The following is a 15506-nucleotide window of genomic DNA, read 5'->3' as shown; positions in this document are numbered from 1 at the left end:
GGTATTAAACGAGGTAAAAGAAGGTAAACACGAATACCCATACCAAGTCTACAAAGTGCCAGTACAAACCGATCTTTTCTACCATCTCATAATGGCCTCTTTTTTCGAAGGTACCGTTAGTAGTAGCAATAAATGACCAGATCAGTAAGCAAATCCCACTAAATACGTGAGTACCATGGAAGCCGGTAATAAAGAAGAACAAGTCGGCGAAAAGCACTGGGCCATACTGATTTCTTTGCAAGTTAGCTCCAAAGAACCGCGTCCCATCTTCCATTAACGTACCTTCATCTGTTCCGGCAATAAAGTGAGACCACTCCCAAGCTTGGCAGCTTATGAAGGTGATACCGAACAAAATGGTCCATAACAGCCACTTTTGAACATCCTTCTTATCCATACGATGGCCAGCCTCAACAGCTAATACCATTGTAACAGAGCTAAAAATAAGAATCATGGTCATTAGAGCCACGAATCCAAGAGGTAGATCTATACCGTGGAGTCCAGGAAAAGCATTAAATACTTTATCCGGAATAGGCCAATAAGCTGTTGAGAACTCAAACGCCTCGTTGGTGCCGGTATAGGCCAAATGGCGATGACGCATCAAGCCATAGGTAGTCAGAAAGGCAGCAAACGTAAAGGCATCCGACAACAGGAAGAACCACATCATCAGCTTGCCATAGCTAGCCTTGAAGGGCTCATTGCCCCCGTCCCAGGTGCCAGTGCGTGGCTGCTCTTGGGTAGATGGCGAGGATAGAGTCTGTGTCGTGGAGGTAGTGGCCATATAAAGCGGGTAAGGACGAAATCAGTGGTTCAAAAGTAGGAACAAATACAAGTACAACCAAAGCGCTCCTAAGAAGTGCCAATAGATAGTTCCATTCGTAATGGCTAACATTTGGCGAGAATGCACCTGATAGCGCAGACTCTTAACCACTACCAATACGAGAAAAATAAGTCCAGTGATTAAGTGAAATCCGTGAAGTCCTGTGAGCACATACATAAAAGAGCCCGACGGATTGGAATCAGCCCCACCAAAGTATACTCTATTGCTCACTAATTCACTCCATACCTGCCACTGACCAATCAGAAAAAGTATCCCTAAAGCCAGGGTGATCAGCATTCCGATTTTGACCTGACGCAAATTGTCATTGCGGGCGGAAAACCAAGCCCACTGCATGGTAGCAGAGCTAATGGCAATAACGATCGTATTAAATAATAGTCCGGTAGGCAGATCGAACTCCAGCCAGTTACCCTCATCGCGGCGCACAATATAGCCGCTGGTTAAGCCTGCGAACATCATAAGAATACTGATGATTAGCAGAATGAGAAGTAAGCGCAGCGGATGCAAGCCGGTGCCGGTCTCTTTGTCGGTAAGCGTTTCAGAAGGATGCATACAGCAAAAGCTTTATAGTTTGTCGAATACCAGCGCAATCTGAACGATTGGCAGGTACAGAAAAGACCCAAACATGATGTTCATCGCCGCTTTTTTGGAGCAGGTGCGCATCAGGTAAAAAGTCTGCATGAGAAATAATACTCCACACACAACCGCAATCATGGCTGATACTTTGCCGGCCATCCCAAACTGAAGAGGCAATAGACTTAGTGGAATCAGCAGAAGCGTGTAGGTCATTATCTGGAAAGCGGTGCGCAAATCCTTGCCCCCCGGAGTAGGAAGCATCTTAAATCCCGCACGCTTGTAGTCCTCATCTAGAACCCAGGCGATGGCCCAAAAGTGCGGAAACTGCCACATAAACTGGATACCAAATAACACCCAAGCCTCTACCCCTAACACCCCTGTGGCGGCGACCCAACCAATGAGTGGCGGCATACCGCCTGGAATGGCCCCCACGAAAACACAGATTGGTGAAATGGTTTTAAGGGGCGTATAAATGAAGCCGTATAAGATGAGCGACAGCAGAGAGAGGGCCGCAGTCAATGGGTTGAAATAATAAGCCAATAGGCCTAAACCTGCCACTCCTAAGACCAATGCGAATACCCAAGCCTCCGGAATACTGAGTACTCCCGTTGGTAAAGGTCGCTTAGCGGTGCGCTTCATGAGCTTGTCTAGGTCCCGTTCATGAATCTGGTTAATTGTATTGGCCGAACCTGTTACAGCTAACCCACCGAGCATTACCAGCAAGGCCCGACTCCAGTCTAATTCGTGTACCCCAAGAAGGTAACCGATAGCACTTGAGAAGGCAACAGTGATGGAAAGCCGGAATTTGAGCAGCTGAAAATAAGCTTTGAGTTTCGTCATCAAGGATGGGTACAAAACGTCCGCCTGAACTTTGTCAAACGGGGCCGCAAAGTTACGCAACAACATGCGGATAAGCGGGCTTCACTACTGATTTAGCCCTTCTATGATAAGCCACCAACAACAGAAATTGCCCCCCAAACAATAATGTAGCTACTGTAAGGTGTACAGGCTGCACAGCGGCGGGCACCGCAAAATAAGCGAGAATAATACCAGCCAGAATCTCCAAACCCAAGAAGCCAAGCATTGCGGTAGTTAATGTATGTATCCGCCTAGATGGTAACTGGTACAGTTGGTAAGCGACATAGATATTAAGAATCAATAACACCAAGGAGAACGTCCTGTGTACCTTAAAAATGCCCCCAGTTGCTCAACCCAGCCTTCACGATTACTATAGTTCATCGATGACGCTACCAAGTCTACTTCTTCACGCACTTGCGTACCAAGTACAATCTGGCCAAATGTGAGCAAAACCACTACCCATAGCCCAGCTGCTAAGACAGGAGAGAATGGTATTGTTTCCGTTCGTTCAGCGGATTGCTGAGAACGATCGACAGCATACAGGAGCATAGCCACAATCACGAGTGCTAACCCCATATGAATAGTCACCATTATAGGCAGCAAGTTCGTGGAGACAACCAATGAACCCAACCATCCTTGCACCCCTACCAGAATAAAACTTCCGAAGGCAAGCCATAACACAGTTTTATCGAGTCGCCAATAAGGCAAGGCAAAAACTACTGTTATAAAGACAAACACTCCAATCAGGGCTCCCAACAATCTGTTCAAATACTCAATCCACGTTTTCGTAACATTGAAATCCGTTTCAATGTACTGTGTTGGGTGCGCGAAGATGTCGCCGGCTACCTGCGCAAATCCAAATCGCTCCAGTGTAGCAGCCAGTCGTTTGTTTTTGGCTACTCGTTGGGCAGTATAAATTTCTTTGTAATCAGAAGGGAGCTGACTTATGTGAGTAGGTGGTATCCAGGTGCCAAAACACTTGGGCCAGTCAGGGCAGCCCATTCCCGAACCAGTACTTCTTACCACTCCACCTACTAAAATTAGCAGATAAACAGCAGCAACTGTCAGGATACCAATAAAGCGAAATCGGCGCACGAAAGCAGGAATCATTATGCTCAGAGGTTGTCGAGTCTGTTTTGATATATAACAATCAGAACTGAGTTTTTGCCCAAAAAAGAAGGGAAATTCAGGTCGACCAGCCGACACTGAACTTCCCTTCTAATAAAAAAGAGCCGCCGTAAATACAGCGGCTCTTTCTCTTTTACTGGGGGCAATTATTCCGCCATCTCCCGCTCATTCGGCAGGTTAGACGACTGCGTCTGTGAATACGGTACGTTCTGGGGAATAAAGTCTTTCTCAGCGCCAGGCTTGCTATAATCATAAGGCCAGCGGTGTACTGCGGGAATAGCGCCGGGCCAGTTGCCATGACCAGGATTGATTGGAGTAGTCCACTCCAAGGTGTTCGAATTCCACGGGTTCTCCGTAGCACGGCGGCCACGCCAGATGCTATAAAAGAAGTTAAAGATGAATACGAACTGACCAATGAAAGCAAAGATGGCAGCAGCTGAGATGAACTTATTTAAGTCAGCAAATTGGCTGAAGCTATCAAATCCTGTGAAGGCGTAATAGCGACGTGGGAAACCTGCGATACCAACGTAGTGCATCGGCATGAATACCAAGTATACGCCAATGAAGGTGAGCCAAAAGTGAACGTAGCCCAGCTTCTCGTCAAGCATGCGTCCAAACATTTTTGGGAACCAGTGATACACACCTGCAAACAGGCCAAAGAATGCTGAGCTACCCATTACAAGGTGAAAGTGAGCTACTACAAAATATGTGTTGTGCATCTGAATATCCAGAGCAGCATTACCCAGAATAATTCCGGTCAAACCACCTGAGATAAACAACGATACGAAGCCAATGGAAAACAACATAGCCGTAGTGAAGCGAATATTACCTCTCCACAACGTAGCCAGCCAATTGAACACTTTTACACCGGATGGTACAGCAATAATCAATGTCAAGAACATGAATACTGACCCTAAGAACGGGTTCATGCCCGTCACAAACATATGGTGGGCCCATACTACAAATGACAGCAGAGAGATACCTAGCAACGAGCCAATCATAGCACGGTAACCGAAAATAGGCTTACGTGAATTGGTTGCAAGAATCTCTGAAACCATACCCATGGCAGGCATGATAACGATGTACACCTCTGGGTGACCCAAGAACCAGAACAAGTGCTGGAACAGAATAGGGCTACCACCAGTGTTGCTTAGTGCCTGACCAGCAATGTATATATCCGACAAAAAGAAACTAGTGCCAAACGAGCGGTCAAAAATCAGCAATAGAGCTGCTGAAAACAGAACGGGGAATGAAAGCAACCCTAATACCGCTGTCAAAAAGAATGACCAAATCGTAAGCGGCAGCTTGGACATCGACATTCCACGAGTCCGCAGGTTAATCACTGTAGTAATATAGTTAACCCCACCCAGCAACTGAGATATGATGAACAACGCCATACTCACAAGCCAAAGCGTCATACCAGCTCCTGAACCTGGAATTGCCTGAGGCAATGCACTCAATGGGGGATAGATTGTCCAACCAGCGGAAGCAGGCCCTGTCTCAAGAAAAATTGAGATAAACATGATAATACTGGAAGCGAAGAAAAACCAGTACGATAGCATGTTCATGAACCCTGAAGCCATATCACGCGCTCCAATCTGCAATGGGATCAGGAAGTTGGAAAATGTACCACTCAATCCAGCAGTTAGCACAAAGAACACCATGATAGTGCCGTGCATCGTAACAAGTGCTAGATAAAATTCTGGATTGAGCTTACCAGCTTCAACCCATTTGCCAAGTACAGGTGTTAGCCATGACATAGTTGACTCCGGCCAGCCTAATTGAATCCGGAAGAGACTAGAAAGCGCTCCTCCCAAAATGGCCCAGAAAATACCAGTTATAAGAAACTGCTTAGCAATTACTTTATGATCCTGACTGAAAATATATTTAGTCAGGAAGCTTTGCTCGTGATGCTCATCATGATGCATATGCTCGTCGTGCTCAATATGAGGCACTACGGGCATTCCATGCACTGGAGCGTTGGTGGGAATATTAGCAGCCATACAGTGGAGCGTGCGTTATAAGGTAAGTTAAAGCGAAGCTTTGGTAGTCTGATTCATGACAGCGGCAGCATCAGTATTCTTGCTTTTAACAAGTTTATCTGACTTCTGTTTGAAGCTAGCTAAAACATCAGGATTCTGCTCTGCGAATGACTTTTGCTGAGCAAACCAAGCTACATAATCGTCAGGCTCATCTACAACTATGATTGCTTTCATAGCAAAGTGACCACGACCACAGATCTGGGAACATGCTAACTCATAATTGAATTTTGGATTCCCCAACTGAGCACGCATCTCATCCGTTGTCTTCGTAGGAGTAAACCAAAACTTGGTTGGCATACCCGGTACTGCGTACATCTGAACCCGGAAGTTTGGCATATAAACTCCATGTAGTACATCGCGTGAGCGAATCTTTAACAGCACAGGATGGCCCTTCGGCACATGGATTTCATTTACAGTAAAATCGTCCATGGCATTATTGTCATTCAAGTCGAATCCGAACTCGTTTGTAGCATCAATCAGGCGATAGTTAACAACACCTAATTTCTGATCACGTCCAGGATAGCGTACCAGCCAGTTGAACTGCTTGCCCATTACTTCAAGTACAATGGCATCCTTAGGAGCCGGACCGGTAATTTTAGTCCACTCTTTCCAACCTGCAAACACGAGGCTAGCCATTACGATGGCCGGAATCAGTGTCCAGATAATCTCAATCTTGTTATTGTGAGAAAAGAAAAAGGCTCTCCGTCCATCCTTATGCTGATAGCGATATGAGAAGATGAACAACATAAGATGGGTAAGTGTAAACGCTACGCCCAAAATGATCATCGTAGTCCAAAACATATTTTCCACCGCATACCCATGAATGGATGCAATAGGAGGATTCATCTTGGCGTAGTTGTCGATGAACGACCAAGCGAAAGCGCCTCCGCCGACCACCATGAAGACGATCATTAGGATGGCATTAACGCGGTTGCTCATACCGATTTCGCGGGTCAGGCTACCAGAAAAGATGGAAGTAAGGATCTGGAGGCGGAACAACAAGCCGAATACGACCAGAAGCAGCACCAATACCAGTAAGATACCAAGAGCAATCATTATCTAGGGATAGATGTGAGTACAGCATTTTTGAATGTGTAAACAGCGATGACACTATTTACATAGGTGATTTATCACCCAACACTCAAATCAATTTTAGGTCGTGTGGTGCACACTTTCATCGAGGAAAGGGTGATTCACAGGCACCAACGAAGCCTGAGTCAAACGCTTCGTAAACAACAACAGGAAAGAGCCCAAAAAGATCAGTGCGATGCCTATTTCAATTACAAACCCGCTTTCACCTTTCATAGTTGCAGGCATTATCATCAAGTAGAAATCAAACCAATGACCTATCAGGATGGCAATGCATACAATTTTCAGCATGATCATTTGACGCTTTGCATCCCGTGTCATCATCACCAGAAATGGGAAAGCAAAGTTGATAATCAAATTGAAATAGAAGATCCAAGTGTAATGGCCATTAAAGCCCCCAAGCGCTGATTGAAGTAAACAGCCTCTTCTGGCAGGTTGGCATACCATATCAACATGAATTGTGAGAACCAGATATATGTCCAGAAGATACTAAAGCCAAACATGAACTTGCCTAGATCATGTAAATGGTTGGCATTCAGAAATCGTAAGTAACCGGCTTGCTTTAAGTAGATAGCGGTAAGTGTTACAGCTGCCAATCCAGATACCCACCAGCTTGCGAATACGTACCACCCAAACATTGTACTAAACCAATGTACATCGATTGACATAACCCAGTCCCAGGCTGCCATGGATGAAGAAACAGCGAATAGAACTAGAAATAAAGCACCGACATTAATGCTTTTGTGGAAATATTCTGTTCCGCCATTTAGGTCTTCTTCAATCGAAAGTTTTCTAAGTTTTTCAGAGAAGAACCACCAAATACCTAAGTATATGACCATTCGGATAACATAGAATGGCAGGTTCAAGAAGCCGCTTTTGCCAGCAACAATAGCATCGTAATTTTCATGACCAGGGGTCATAATACCATCATGCGTCCAATGAAACAGGTCGTGACGACCAACAAAGAACACAATAAGCATAATGATAGCGCCAGGTAGCAGCCATGCACTCAATGCCTCAGAAATACGTTTGATTAGTACTGACCAACCAGCATAAGCTACATATTGTAGTGCGACGAAGAATGTGCCGATCACAGCAATACCAATGAAGTAAACATTGCTATGCCATAGGCTAACAAGGATTCGCTTAACCCAGACAGGGCTTCCTTCGTGATGTTCAGCAGATGCTCCTGCACCAGTCCCAGCTTCATGCCCAGCAGCAGCACTATGCTCCTCTCCTATTCCTAGAGCAGCTAATACTGCTCCAATTATCAACAGGATAATGCCCGCCGCAATTATTGCAATAAATTTTTTACGAGTGCTAGGCGGCAGTTGTAAATGTTCAGCCGTAACACTGTCTTGGTGCGTCAGAGTTGCCATATTTATTGGTTCGCCGTTCCGTTTCTTGCTTCTGTACCACCTTGTCCTGGGGTCTTCGATGCTTTGTCAGCCTGAGCCTCTTCTATTGGACTTTGGTTAGCACGATCAGTCATCTCAGTTGAATCTTGACTAATGTCTACTAATTTGGCTAACCCATCAGGGCCTTCACCTTGTTGTAGTACACGAACGTACATGGCTATTTTCCAACGTTCTTCAGGATTAACAATGGAGCCATGTGGCATCATGCGGTTACGTCCCCATTGAATGACATGATAAATATGCCCATCATTCATTGTTTTGTAAGCGCCTGCAGAGTAACTCGGCACACCCTTAAACTTAATGCCTACAGGGCCCTGGCCTTTTCCGTCTTCACCATGGCAATGAGAGCAAACTCTAGTATAGAGTGCTTTTCCTTCTTCTAGGTTAGCCTTTGAATAAGGATAAGGATTACGTAACACGCGTTCCGCAATACCAACACTATCCTTAGGTATATGTGTGTAGTAATCTAGTTTACCCAATGGAACGGTTCCTACAACTGGAACACGTTGGTTGGTACCCATTGGGTTAATTACATTGACGTTTGTTTGTTTGAGCGCTTCATATGGAATGGGCTCATACATTTCGGGGGCATATTGGATAGCCGGAACATCAGCACGATTGCAGCTAGTAGCTAATACTGCAGCAAAGAGCATCGTAGACCCCTGAAGACTTACTTTCAGCCAGTGCATCATTATTTCTGGGTCATTTCTTTTTCGTTGACTTCTGACGCACCGTTTTCACGGAGTAATTGAGTTAAGCGGCTCAATTCAGAAGCATCATCCTTTAATTCTATTGCCATTACAAACTTATCGTCTGTAGCACGCACGTCCATCACTGGCACCTTCCAACGTGGATATAGTTTACTAATTGTGAAGAAGGTAAGTACCATGCCGTGGGCACAGAAAAGAACTGTCATTTCAAAGCTCACAGGAATAAATGCTGGTAAAGCGATGTGAGGTTTGCCACCAATGATCATTGGCCAGTCGAAACCCAGCATATAAATCTGCATCCACAGAGCAAATGATAAGCCTGTCAGACCAAAGAAGAATGCTGCAATTGGTAAGCGTGAGCGCTCAATTCCGAGAGCGTCGTCAATACCATGAACAGGGTAAGGAGAGAACACATCGTGGATCTTAACCCCAGCGGCGCGGATGTTCTCGATGGCGTGCAATAGCACGTCCTCGTCGTCAAAGATTCCGAGGGCGAAGCGCTTAGTCATGCTTGTTATAGTTTACGGGAGCTGAAGCTGGTATTGCAGGTGCAACGGGTTGATGAGCTGGAGCAACTTGGTGGGCATGACCATGATGACCAGTGTAGGTTGGGCCATTATCAACCCCATACTTAAGAATAGTCTTTACTTCAGCCATATTCACTACTGGGAAGAATTTAGCGAAGAGAAGGAAAAGAGTAAAGAACAAGCCTAGCGTACCTACATAAATTCCAATATCAACCCATGTTGGAGAGAACATCACCCAGCTTGAAGGCAAATAATCACGGTGTAGAGACGTAACAATGATTACGAAGCGCTCGAACCACATACCGATGTTCACGATAATAGAAAGAATGAACGTTGCCGGAATGCTGTAACGGATGCGACGGAACCATACCAACTGAGGTGTAATTACGTTGCAAGTCATCATAGATGCATATGCCCACCAATACGGTCCTGTAGCCCGGTTGATAAATGCATATTGTTCGAATTCAACTTGTGAATACCAAGCGATGAAGAATTCAGTGATATATGCAACACCTACAATGGAACCTGTGATCATCATGATTTTATTCATGAGAGCGATGTGTTCTATTGTAATATAATCTTCAAGCTTAAATACTACTCGCGTGATCAGCATCAGTGTTAACACCATTGCAAAGCCCGAGAAAATGGCTCCTGCAACGAAGTAAGGAGGAAAAATAGTAGTGTGCCAACCTGGTACTACAGAGGTGGCAAAGTCCATTGATACAATAGTGTGTACTGAGAGTACCAAAGGCGTAGCAACACCTGCTAATATCAGAGACACAGTCTCATAACGTGACCAAGCTTTAGCCGATCCCTTCCAACCAAAGCTTAGCAACGCATAAGCGCGCTTAGCTATAGGTCCTTTAGCCCGATCACGAATTGTAGCAAAATCGGGAATGAGACCGATATACCAGAAAACCAGTGAAACGGAGAAATATGTGGATATAGCAAAAACGTCCCACAGAAGAGGAGAGTTAAAGTTTACCCATAGAGAACCGAAAGTGTTCTGGAATGGGAATACCCAATAAGCTAACCAAGGGCGGCCCATGTGTAATACTGGGAACATGGCCGCACATATTACAGCGAAGATGGTCATTGCCTCGGCTGCGCGGTTAATCGAACTCCGCCATTTCTGACGGAATAGTAACAATACAGCTGAAATCAGGGTGCCAGCGTGGCCGATGCCTACCCACCATACAAAGTTGGTGATGTCCCAAGCCCAGCCAACTGTTTTATTCAGGCCCCATTCTCCTATACCATACCATAAGGTGCGGTATACAGAATAGAAAAAGATACCTAGAAAAAAGAGCGCCACGCTCAGAGCTGCCATCCACCGGATGTTTGGCTTAGCTTCCACTTGGCGGCACACGTCCTGCGTGATGTCGTGGTAAGTTTTGCCCCCCGTAACGAGCGGCTCTCTTACTGGCGATACGTGCTGCATAATATTGAATGTAAAAAGTGGCGAGACGAGCTATTTTACCAGTGATATAATCCCTTGTCCCTTCGCTGTTTCTAGACTGTTAGCTCTTTGTTTGGCTCCACATTACGAATCTTAGTCAGATACGTGATGTTTGGCTGCACGTTAATGGCATCGAGTACGTGGAAGCCACGCTCCCCATCCTCACGACGAGTAACTTGTGATACACGTGAATTTGGATCACGTAAGTCACCAAAGATGATAGCTTGAGTAGGACAAGATTGAGCGCAAGCAGTTACTACTTCACCATCCACCGGACGACGACGCTCTTTTTTAGCTTCAAGCTTAGCAAGCTGAATCCGCTGTACACAGAAGCTGCACTTCTCCATTACACCGCGTGCCCGTACGGTTACATCGGGGTTCAGAACCATGCGACCAAGGTCAGTGAACATATGACCGTTCACTGCTTCAAACTTTTCGTTTGTGTAGTAAGAGAACCAGTTAAAGCGCCGCACTTTGTAAGGGCAGTTATTAGCGCAGTAGCGAGTCCCTACACAACGGTTGTAGGTCATCTGATTTAAGCCTTCGCTGCTGTGCGTTGTAGCTAGCACTGGGCAAACCGTCTCGCAAGGAGCATGATTGCAGTGCTGGCATAGCATTGGCTCGAAGATCACACTCGGGTTTTCCGATGGATCCTCCATTGCTGCATAAGTGTCTAGCTTACCTTTTTCCGCAAAATCCTCTTTGGTTGTATCTGAGCTATAGTAGCGGTCAATACGCAACCAATGCATCTCACGACGATTAATTACTTCTTGCTTGCCTACTACTGCTATGTTGTTCTCTACTTGGCAACCGATCACGCACGCCCCACAGCCGATACAGGAGTTCAGGTCGATGACCATACCCCAGTGATGGTTTTTGTACTCGTAATCCTGCCATAAAGAGACTTTATTCGGCTTCTCTAAACCATCAGGAGTGGCGATTTTGTCGTATTCAGTGACCTCTTTCGGGTTCTTAATATACTCAGCCAAAGTAGCTTCCTGTACTACTGGCTTACGATCCATGACCGTATGATGCGTTTGCGTCTGAGCTATAGGGGACTTTGCATCGGTCTTCTCCAGCGTAGCAATGCCATTATACTGCAATGAGTTGCCGCGCACGGTGGCTAGTGGGTAAGCGTTTGCTCCCACTTTGCTCCCTACTTTTCCAGCCAACTCCCGGCCATAGCCGACAGCAATACTAACCGATCCTTTTGCTTGACCGGGCTGAATGAGAACAGGAAGTTCAATAGATGTGCCGTTAGCGGTGATTTTAACTACATCACCTTGCTCCCACTCATTCGCTACGGCCATATCCCGTGGTACGGCTACATAGTTACCCCAAGTAGCTTTAGATATTGGATCAGGTAGTTCTTGTAACCAAGGGTTATTGGCTTCAAAGCCGTTGCCAACGCCTACTTTCTCATAAAGCGTGAATTCAACGCCTGCACCTTTTGGGGCGCGGGTTATTGAACTGATTGCTTGGTTAATATCAATTGCAGCAGCAACTGGGGCCGCAGATGCAGGAGAAAGAGTACCAGCAGCAACACCATCATGAACAGCCTTATCCCAACCTTGCTGGAAATTGCCCCCAGAATACTTCTCCAGTTGGCACGCAAGAAATTATAGTAGCTCTGGGCGTTACCAGCCCACGTCAGCAAACTATCCTGAGCCTGACGAGTAGCAAATAATGGCGAAATCGTAGGCTGAGCTAAACTCAATGAGCCACGCTTGGGCTCATAGTCGTTCCACGACTCTAGGTAATGATGGTCAGGAGCAGCGTAATAACAAAGGCTACCTGTCTCATCCAACCGGTCATTAAGAGAAATACTTAAAGGCACTTTAGCAATCCCCGTTTTAACCTTAGCAGCTAGCGGGTGATCATAAACAGGATTAGCATGATAGAATATCACAGCGCCAACGCTGCCCGCATTCATCTCATTTACAAGACGGATCATGCGTGCATCGTCTCCCTGACGTACCAAGGAAGGATTTGCAGTATCTATTGCCGCGCCTACGTTGCCTAATGACTGGTTAATAGCAGCTACAAGCGTTTGAATAGCTACATCATTTGAGCCAGCTACAACTAAGCTACGTCCTCTATTAGCTTTCAGCTCGGATGCGGCCTTTTTCAGTTGTGCATTATTATACGTTGATGCAGCACCGCCACCTACTACCTCATTATACAGTGCCAGCGTAGCCTGGCCCATTTCTGACGGCTTCAGTGGTACGCGCACATCGGCATTAGAGCCCGTTAAAGAAAGGTTGGGCTCAAACTGAAAGTGACGCGACATCGTTTTTTTGTCGCTTGATACTTTCCGATTGGTGATATACTGATGAGCATGCTCAACTGGCGATACCCAAGTACCTAAGAAGTCGGCTCCCAGGCTTACAATCACGTTAGCTTTGCTAAAGTCGAAAGAAGGCAGTACACCTCCATTAGCCTGTATCAATGCCGACTGCGACTGAGAATCGTACATCACGTGTTCCGTAGCAGGATAGCGTGAGGCAAATTCAGCAATAGCTCTTTTAGTCGAAGGACTAATAATGGTTGGTGATACGATAGCAATTTTGCCCCCGTAGCTGCCAGCTTACTGCGAATCTCTTGGTCAACGCGATCCTTGTCAGCCTGTTGACCTTTGATGGCAAAATGCTGCAGACGAGCGCTGTCATATAAGCTCAAGACGGATGCTTGAGCACGGGCTGACAAACCGCCACGCGTAATTGGTGACTCCGGATTTCCCTCCAATTTAATTGGGCGACCGTCCCGAGTCTTTACTAATACGCTGTTGTAATCTGCACCGTTGAAATAAGTCGAAGCATAGAAGTTAGCAATGCCTGGATCAACTTCCTCGGGTTTGTTCAGGTATGGAATTGCTTTATGAATGGGTGCTTCACAGCTAGCCAAAGTGGCTGCAGCTAAGCTGAATCCCATTAGCTTCAAAAAATCACGCCGTGGAGAAACAGTGGCGTCAGTAGAGCTATTTTTTTCGCTCACCGGCAGGAAATCGGCGAATTCGCTGAAAGCATTCTTTGCAAACTCTGGTGAGTTCTCTAGCTCTTCGATTCCTTTCCAGTACTTGGGCGACTCTTGCATTTTGTTTGACTTATATTCTTGGAGATTCAAAACCCTGAGAGCAACTCAGTTGGATCTCTAAGTAAGACGTATTATTTTGAGTTACTGGGCTTAATGTATTACCAGAAAATCGGCTAACATTTAAGCTATATGCAAACTTAATAGTGGCACTTAGAGCACTCAGTACCACCATTCGATGACACAGTGAATGCGGCACCTTGGTTGGCAGCATCGTGCAATTTCACGAGGTTGTCATAGTAACCGTTGCCCTTTGTGTTAAGCGGCTGCTCGCGGTGGCAGTTGATGCACCAGCCCATAGTTAGAGGCGAGTACTGGTACACTACTTCCATATTCTGAATAGGGCCGTGGCACGTCTGGCACTCAATACCGCCTACCTGTGTGTGCTGTGAGTGGTTGAAGTAAGCCAGATCTGGCAGGTTGTGTACACGTACCCACTGAATAGGCTGCTTGCGCTCAATGGCACGGTAAATCTTCTTGATTTCGGGCGATTCCGTTTTGATCTGCGAGTGGCAGTTCATACAGATGTTAGCCGAAGGGATGTTAGCGCTCTTGCTTTTGTACACGCTAGTGTGGCAGTAGGCGCAGTTGATCTGATTCTCGCCAGCATGCAGTTTATGCGAAAAGGCAATGGGTTGAGTAGGCTGGTAGCCCTGGTCCAAACCGATAGCCATTACACCTTGTACTGACTCATATAGAACTACGAGAACAAAAAGCCCCACAGCCAAGCCGCGTACTAGATTAGACTTATAGATCTTGCTGAAATCAAACTTCTGATCAAGCAACTCCACGTCGCGGCCATCAAGGTCTTTGCGACCTTTCAGCACATCGCCCATAATATTGGCAATGATAACCAGCGTTACTACCAGTACGATCAGAACTACTACTAATACGATTAAGAGCAAATCAACATATTGACCCGCGCCTGTACCAGCAGCGCCTGCTCCTGCAGCTTCCTGACCATCAACTTGGCCAGCATTTCCGGCAGTAGCACCACCGGCAGTTACTTGAGACGGCTTCTCGCTCTCGGCGGCGATGTAAGATACAATAGAGGTGATTTCAGCATCAGTCAGTGCGAAGCTGGGCATCTGCTGCTTCTGGTACTGGTTAAAGATCTTAACCGAATACTCATCCCCGCTGGCGACCATCTTGCTGGAATTCTTGATCCAGGGAATCAGCCAGGAAATAGGGCGGCGTTTGTGAACATCCTTCAGTGCGGGGCCTACTACAACCTCGTTGATGGCGTGGCACTGGGCACAATTACCTTTGTATAAAGCGTCGCCAGCGGCAATTGCGGCGGCGTCGCCGGTAGTAGTGCCTGCGGCGGCAGCGGGCGCAGCTTGGGCTGCAGCCCCTGGGACCACTCCTTCTTTACTCACATCCGGAGCGGAGCCAACGTCCTGTGCCGAAGCACGGCCGACGGAGGCAAACGTCAGAAACAGAGCAAGAAAGAAATGGGGGAGGGTACGAAGTCGGATGCTATCCATAGCACAAATTCACTGGGGAAAAGAAACGCAGGGGTGCCTTAAGGCCACAAATGTAGGTCGGGAATCGCAGGAAACAAAAGCGATACTTCTAATTTTTGGGAAAGGAAAACACAGCAAAACCCATCAAAAACCCACTTCGTAGCACCTTGGCACTAAATAAGGTGTTGTAGCTCAACTCGCCAGATATAAGTCCAAGATACTAGCACGCTTGGCAATTATCGTGAGCTGTTAGTTATCCAACTGCTGTTTCCAGTGAAAGGTTTTACTTAGTTTAGAGTAAGTAGCGT

Annotated in this window: 13 protein-coding genes and 1 pseudogene; all 14 read right to left on the bottom strand. The window is 46.3% G+C overall.

The genetic code is table 11. The annotated features are described in order from the left end of the window. Positions 1 to 4: 4 nt before the first annotated feature. The 14 genes and pseudogenes from H9L05_RS12250 to H9L05_RS12195 all read right to left on the bottom strand — a co-directional run bounded on the left by H9L05_RS12250 (position 5) and on the right by H9L05_RS12195 (position 15219). The gene (locus tag H9L05_RS12250) at positions 5 to 778 is read right to left on the bottom strand and encodes a cytochrome c oxidase subunit 3 (RefSeq protein ID WP_187731232.1); all 774 of its coding nucleotides are present in this window, start codon (positions 776 to 778) and stop codon (positions 5 to 7) included. A 21-nt stretch (positions 779 to 799) separates the two neighbouring features. Then, positions 800 to 1387 carry a cytochrome c oxidase subunit 3 gene (locus H9L05_RS12245; RefSeq protein ID WP_187731231.1) on the bottom strand — a complete coding sequence of 196 codons (588 nt, stop codon included), beginning with the start codon at positions 1385 to 1387 and terminating at the stop codon, positions 800 to 802. 12 nt (positions 1388 to 1399) lie between these two features. Then, positions 1400 to 2251 carry a heme o synthase gene (gene cyoE, locus H9L05_RS12240; RefSeq protein ID WP_187731230.1) on the bottom strand — a complete coding sequence of 284 codons (852 nt, stop codon included), beginning with the start codon at positions 2249 to 2251 and terminating at the stop codon, positions 1400 to 1402. Positions 2252 to 2303: 52 nt separating this feature from the next. After that, positions 2304 to 2576 carry a hypothetical protein gene (locus H9L05_RS25035; protein ID WP_262892699.1) on the bottom strand — a complete coding sequence of 91 codons (273 nt, stop codon included), beginning with the start codon at positions 2574 to 2576 and terminating at the stop codon, positions 2304 to 2306. Continuing rightward, complete coding sequence (locus H9L05_RS12235; protein WP_262892515.1) at positions 2567 to 3379, bottom strand: COX15/CtaA family protein; 813 nt, start codon at positions 3377 to 3379, stop codon at positions 2567 to 2569. Before H9L05_RS12235 ends, H9L05_RS25035 begins: the two co-directional genes overlap by 10 nt. 164 nt (positions 3380 to 3543) lie before the next feature. After that, positions 3544 to 5361 carry a cytochrome c oxidase subunit I gene (locus H9L05_RS12230; RefSeq protein WP_187734257.1) on the bottom strand — a complete coding sequence of 606 codons (1818 nt, stop codon included), beginning with the start codon at positions 5359 to 5361 and terminating at the stop codon, positions 3544 to 3546. 66 nt (positions 5362 to 5427) lie between these two features. Next, complete coding sequence (locus tag H9L05_RS12225; RefSeq protein ID WP_187731229.1) at positions 5428 to 6495, bottom strand: cytochrome c oxidase subunit II; 1068 nt, start codon at positions 6493 to 6495, stop codon at positions 5428 to 5430. 96 nt (positions 6496 to 6591) lie between these two features. Beyond that, on the bottom strand, positions 6592 to 6885 hold the full coding sequence (locus tag H9L05_RS26125) for a hypothetical protein (RefSeq protein ID WP_317174941.1): 294 nt from the start codon (positions 6883 to 6885) through the stop codon (positions 6592 to 6594). Beyond that, the gene (locus H9L05_RS12220) at positions 6882 to 7907 is read right to left on the bottom strand and encodes a quinol:cytochrome C oxidoreductase (RefSeq protein ID WP_317174940.1); all 1026 of its coding nucleotides are present in this window, start codon (positions 7905 to 7907) and stop codon (positions 6882 to 6884) included. The genes H9L05_RS26125 and H9L05_RS12220 overlap by 4 nt, the downstream gene beginning before the upstream one ends. A 2-nt stretch (positions 7908 to 7909) precedes the next feature. Beyond that, positions 7910 to 8638, bottom strand: coding sequence for a c-type cytochrome (locus H9L05_RS12215; protein WP_187731228.1), 729 nt, complete (start codon positions 8636 to 8638; stop codon positions 7910 to 7912). Then, complete coding sequence (locus H9L05_RS12210; protein ID WP_187310172.1) at positions 8638 to 9165, bottom strand: DUF3341 domain-containing protein; 528 nt, start codon at positions 9163 to 9165, stop codon at positions 8638 to 8640. Before H9L05_RS12210 ends, H9L05_RS12215 begins: the two co-directional genes overlap by 1 nt. Continuing rightward, complete coding sequence (gene nrfD / locus H9L05_RS12205) at positions 9158 to 10624, bottom strand: NrfD/PsrC family molybdoenzyme membrane anchor subunit (RefSeq protein ID WP_223284394.1); 1467 nt, start codon at positions 10622 to 10624, stop codon at positions 9158 to 9160. Before nrfD ends, H9L05_RS12210 begins: the two co-directional genes overlap by 8 nt. 71 nt (positions 10625 to 10695) lie before the next feature. Beyond that, positions 10696 to 13735: pseudogene (locus H9L05_RS12200) on the bottom strand (TAT-variant-translocated molybdopterin oxidoreductase). Positions 13736 to 13872: 137 nt separating this feature from the next. Continuing rightward, positions 13873 to 15219, bottom strand: a complete 1347-nt coding sequence (locus H9L05_RS12195; RefSeq protein WP_187731227.1) for a c-type cytochrome — start codon at positions 15217 to 15219, stop codon at positions 13873 to 13875. Between the last annotated feature and the right edge of the window lie 287 nt (positions 15220 to 15506).

Origin of the sequence: Hymenobacter qilianensis, from assembly GCF_014489555.1 — a bacterium.
GTDB classification, from domain to species: domain Bacteria; phylum Bacteroidota; class Bacteroidia; order Cytophagales; family Hymenobacteraceae; genus Hymenobacter; species Hymenobacter qilianensis.
This window is presented reverse-complemented; position numbering and strand designations above follow the sequence as displayed.

Bases quoted from the DNA above. Each gene is read 5' to 3' on its own strand.
- H9L05_RS12250 (WP_187731232.1), bottom strand. From the start codon at position 778: ATGGCCACTACCTCCACGACACAGACTCTATCCTCGCCATCTACCCAA.
- H9L05_RS12245 (WP_187731231.1), bottom strand. From the start codon at position 1,387: ATGCATCCTTCTGAAACGCTTACCGACAAAGAGACCGGCACCGGCTTG.
- cyoE (WP_187731230.1), bottom strand. From the start codon at position 2,251: ATGACGAAACTCAAAGCTTATTTTCAGCTGCTCAAATTCCGGCTTTCC.
- H9L05_RS12235 (WP_262892515.1), bottom strand. From the start codon at position 3,379: ATGATTCCTGCTTTCGTGCGCCGATTTCGCTTTATTGGTATCCTGACA.
- H9L05_RS12230 (WP_187734257.1), bottom strand. From the start codon at position 5,361: ATGCCCGTAGTGCCTCATATTGAGCACGACGAGCATATGCATCATGAT.
- H9L05_RS12225 (WP_187731229.1), bottom strand. From the start codon at position 6,495: ATGATTGCTCTTGGTATCTTACTGGTATTGGTGCTGCTTCTGGTCGTA.
- H9L05_RS12220 (WP_317174940.1), bottom strand. From the start codon at position 7,907: ATGGCAACTCTGACGCACCAAGACAGTGTTACGGCTGAACATTTACAA.
- H9L05_RS12215 (WP_187731228.1), bottom strand. From the start codon at position 8,638: ATGATGCACTGGCTGAAAGTAAGTCTTCAGGGGTCTACGATGCTCTTT.
- H9L05_RS12210 (WP_187310172.1), bottom strand. From the start codon at position 9,165: ATGACTAAGCGCTTCGCCCTCGGAATCTTTGACGACGAGGACGTGCTA.
- nrfD (WP_223284394.1), bottom strand. From the start codon at position 10,624: ATGCAGCACGTATCGCCAGTAAGAGAGCCGCTCGTTACGGGGGGCAAA.
- H9L05_RS12195 (WP_187731227.1), bottom strand. From the start codon at position 15,219: ATGGATAGCATCCGACTTCGTACCCTCCCCCATTTCTTTCTTGCTCTG.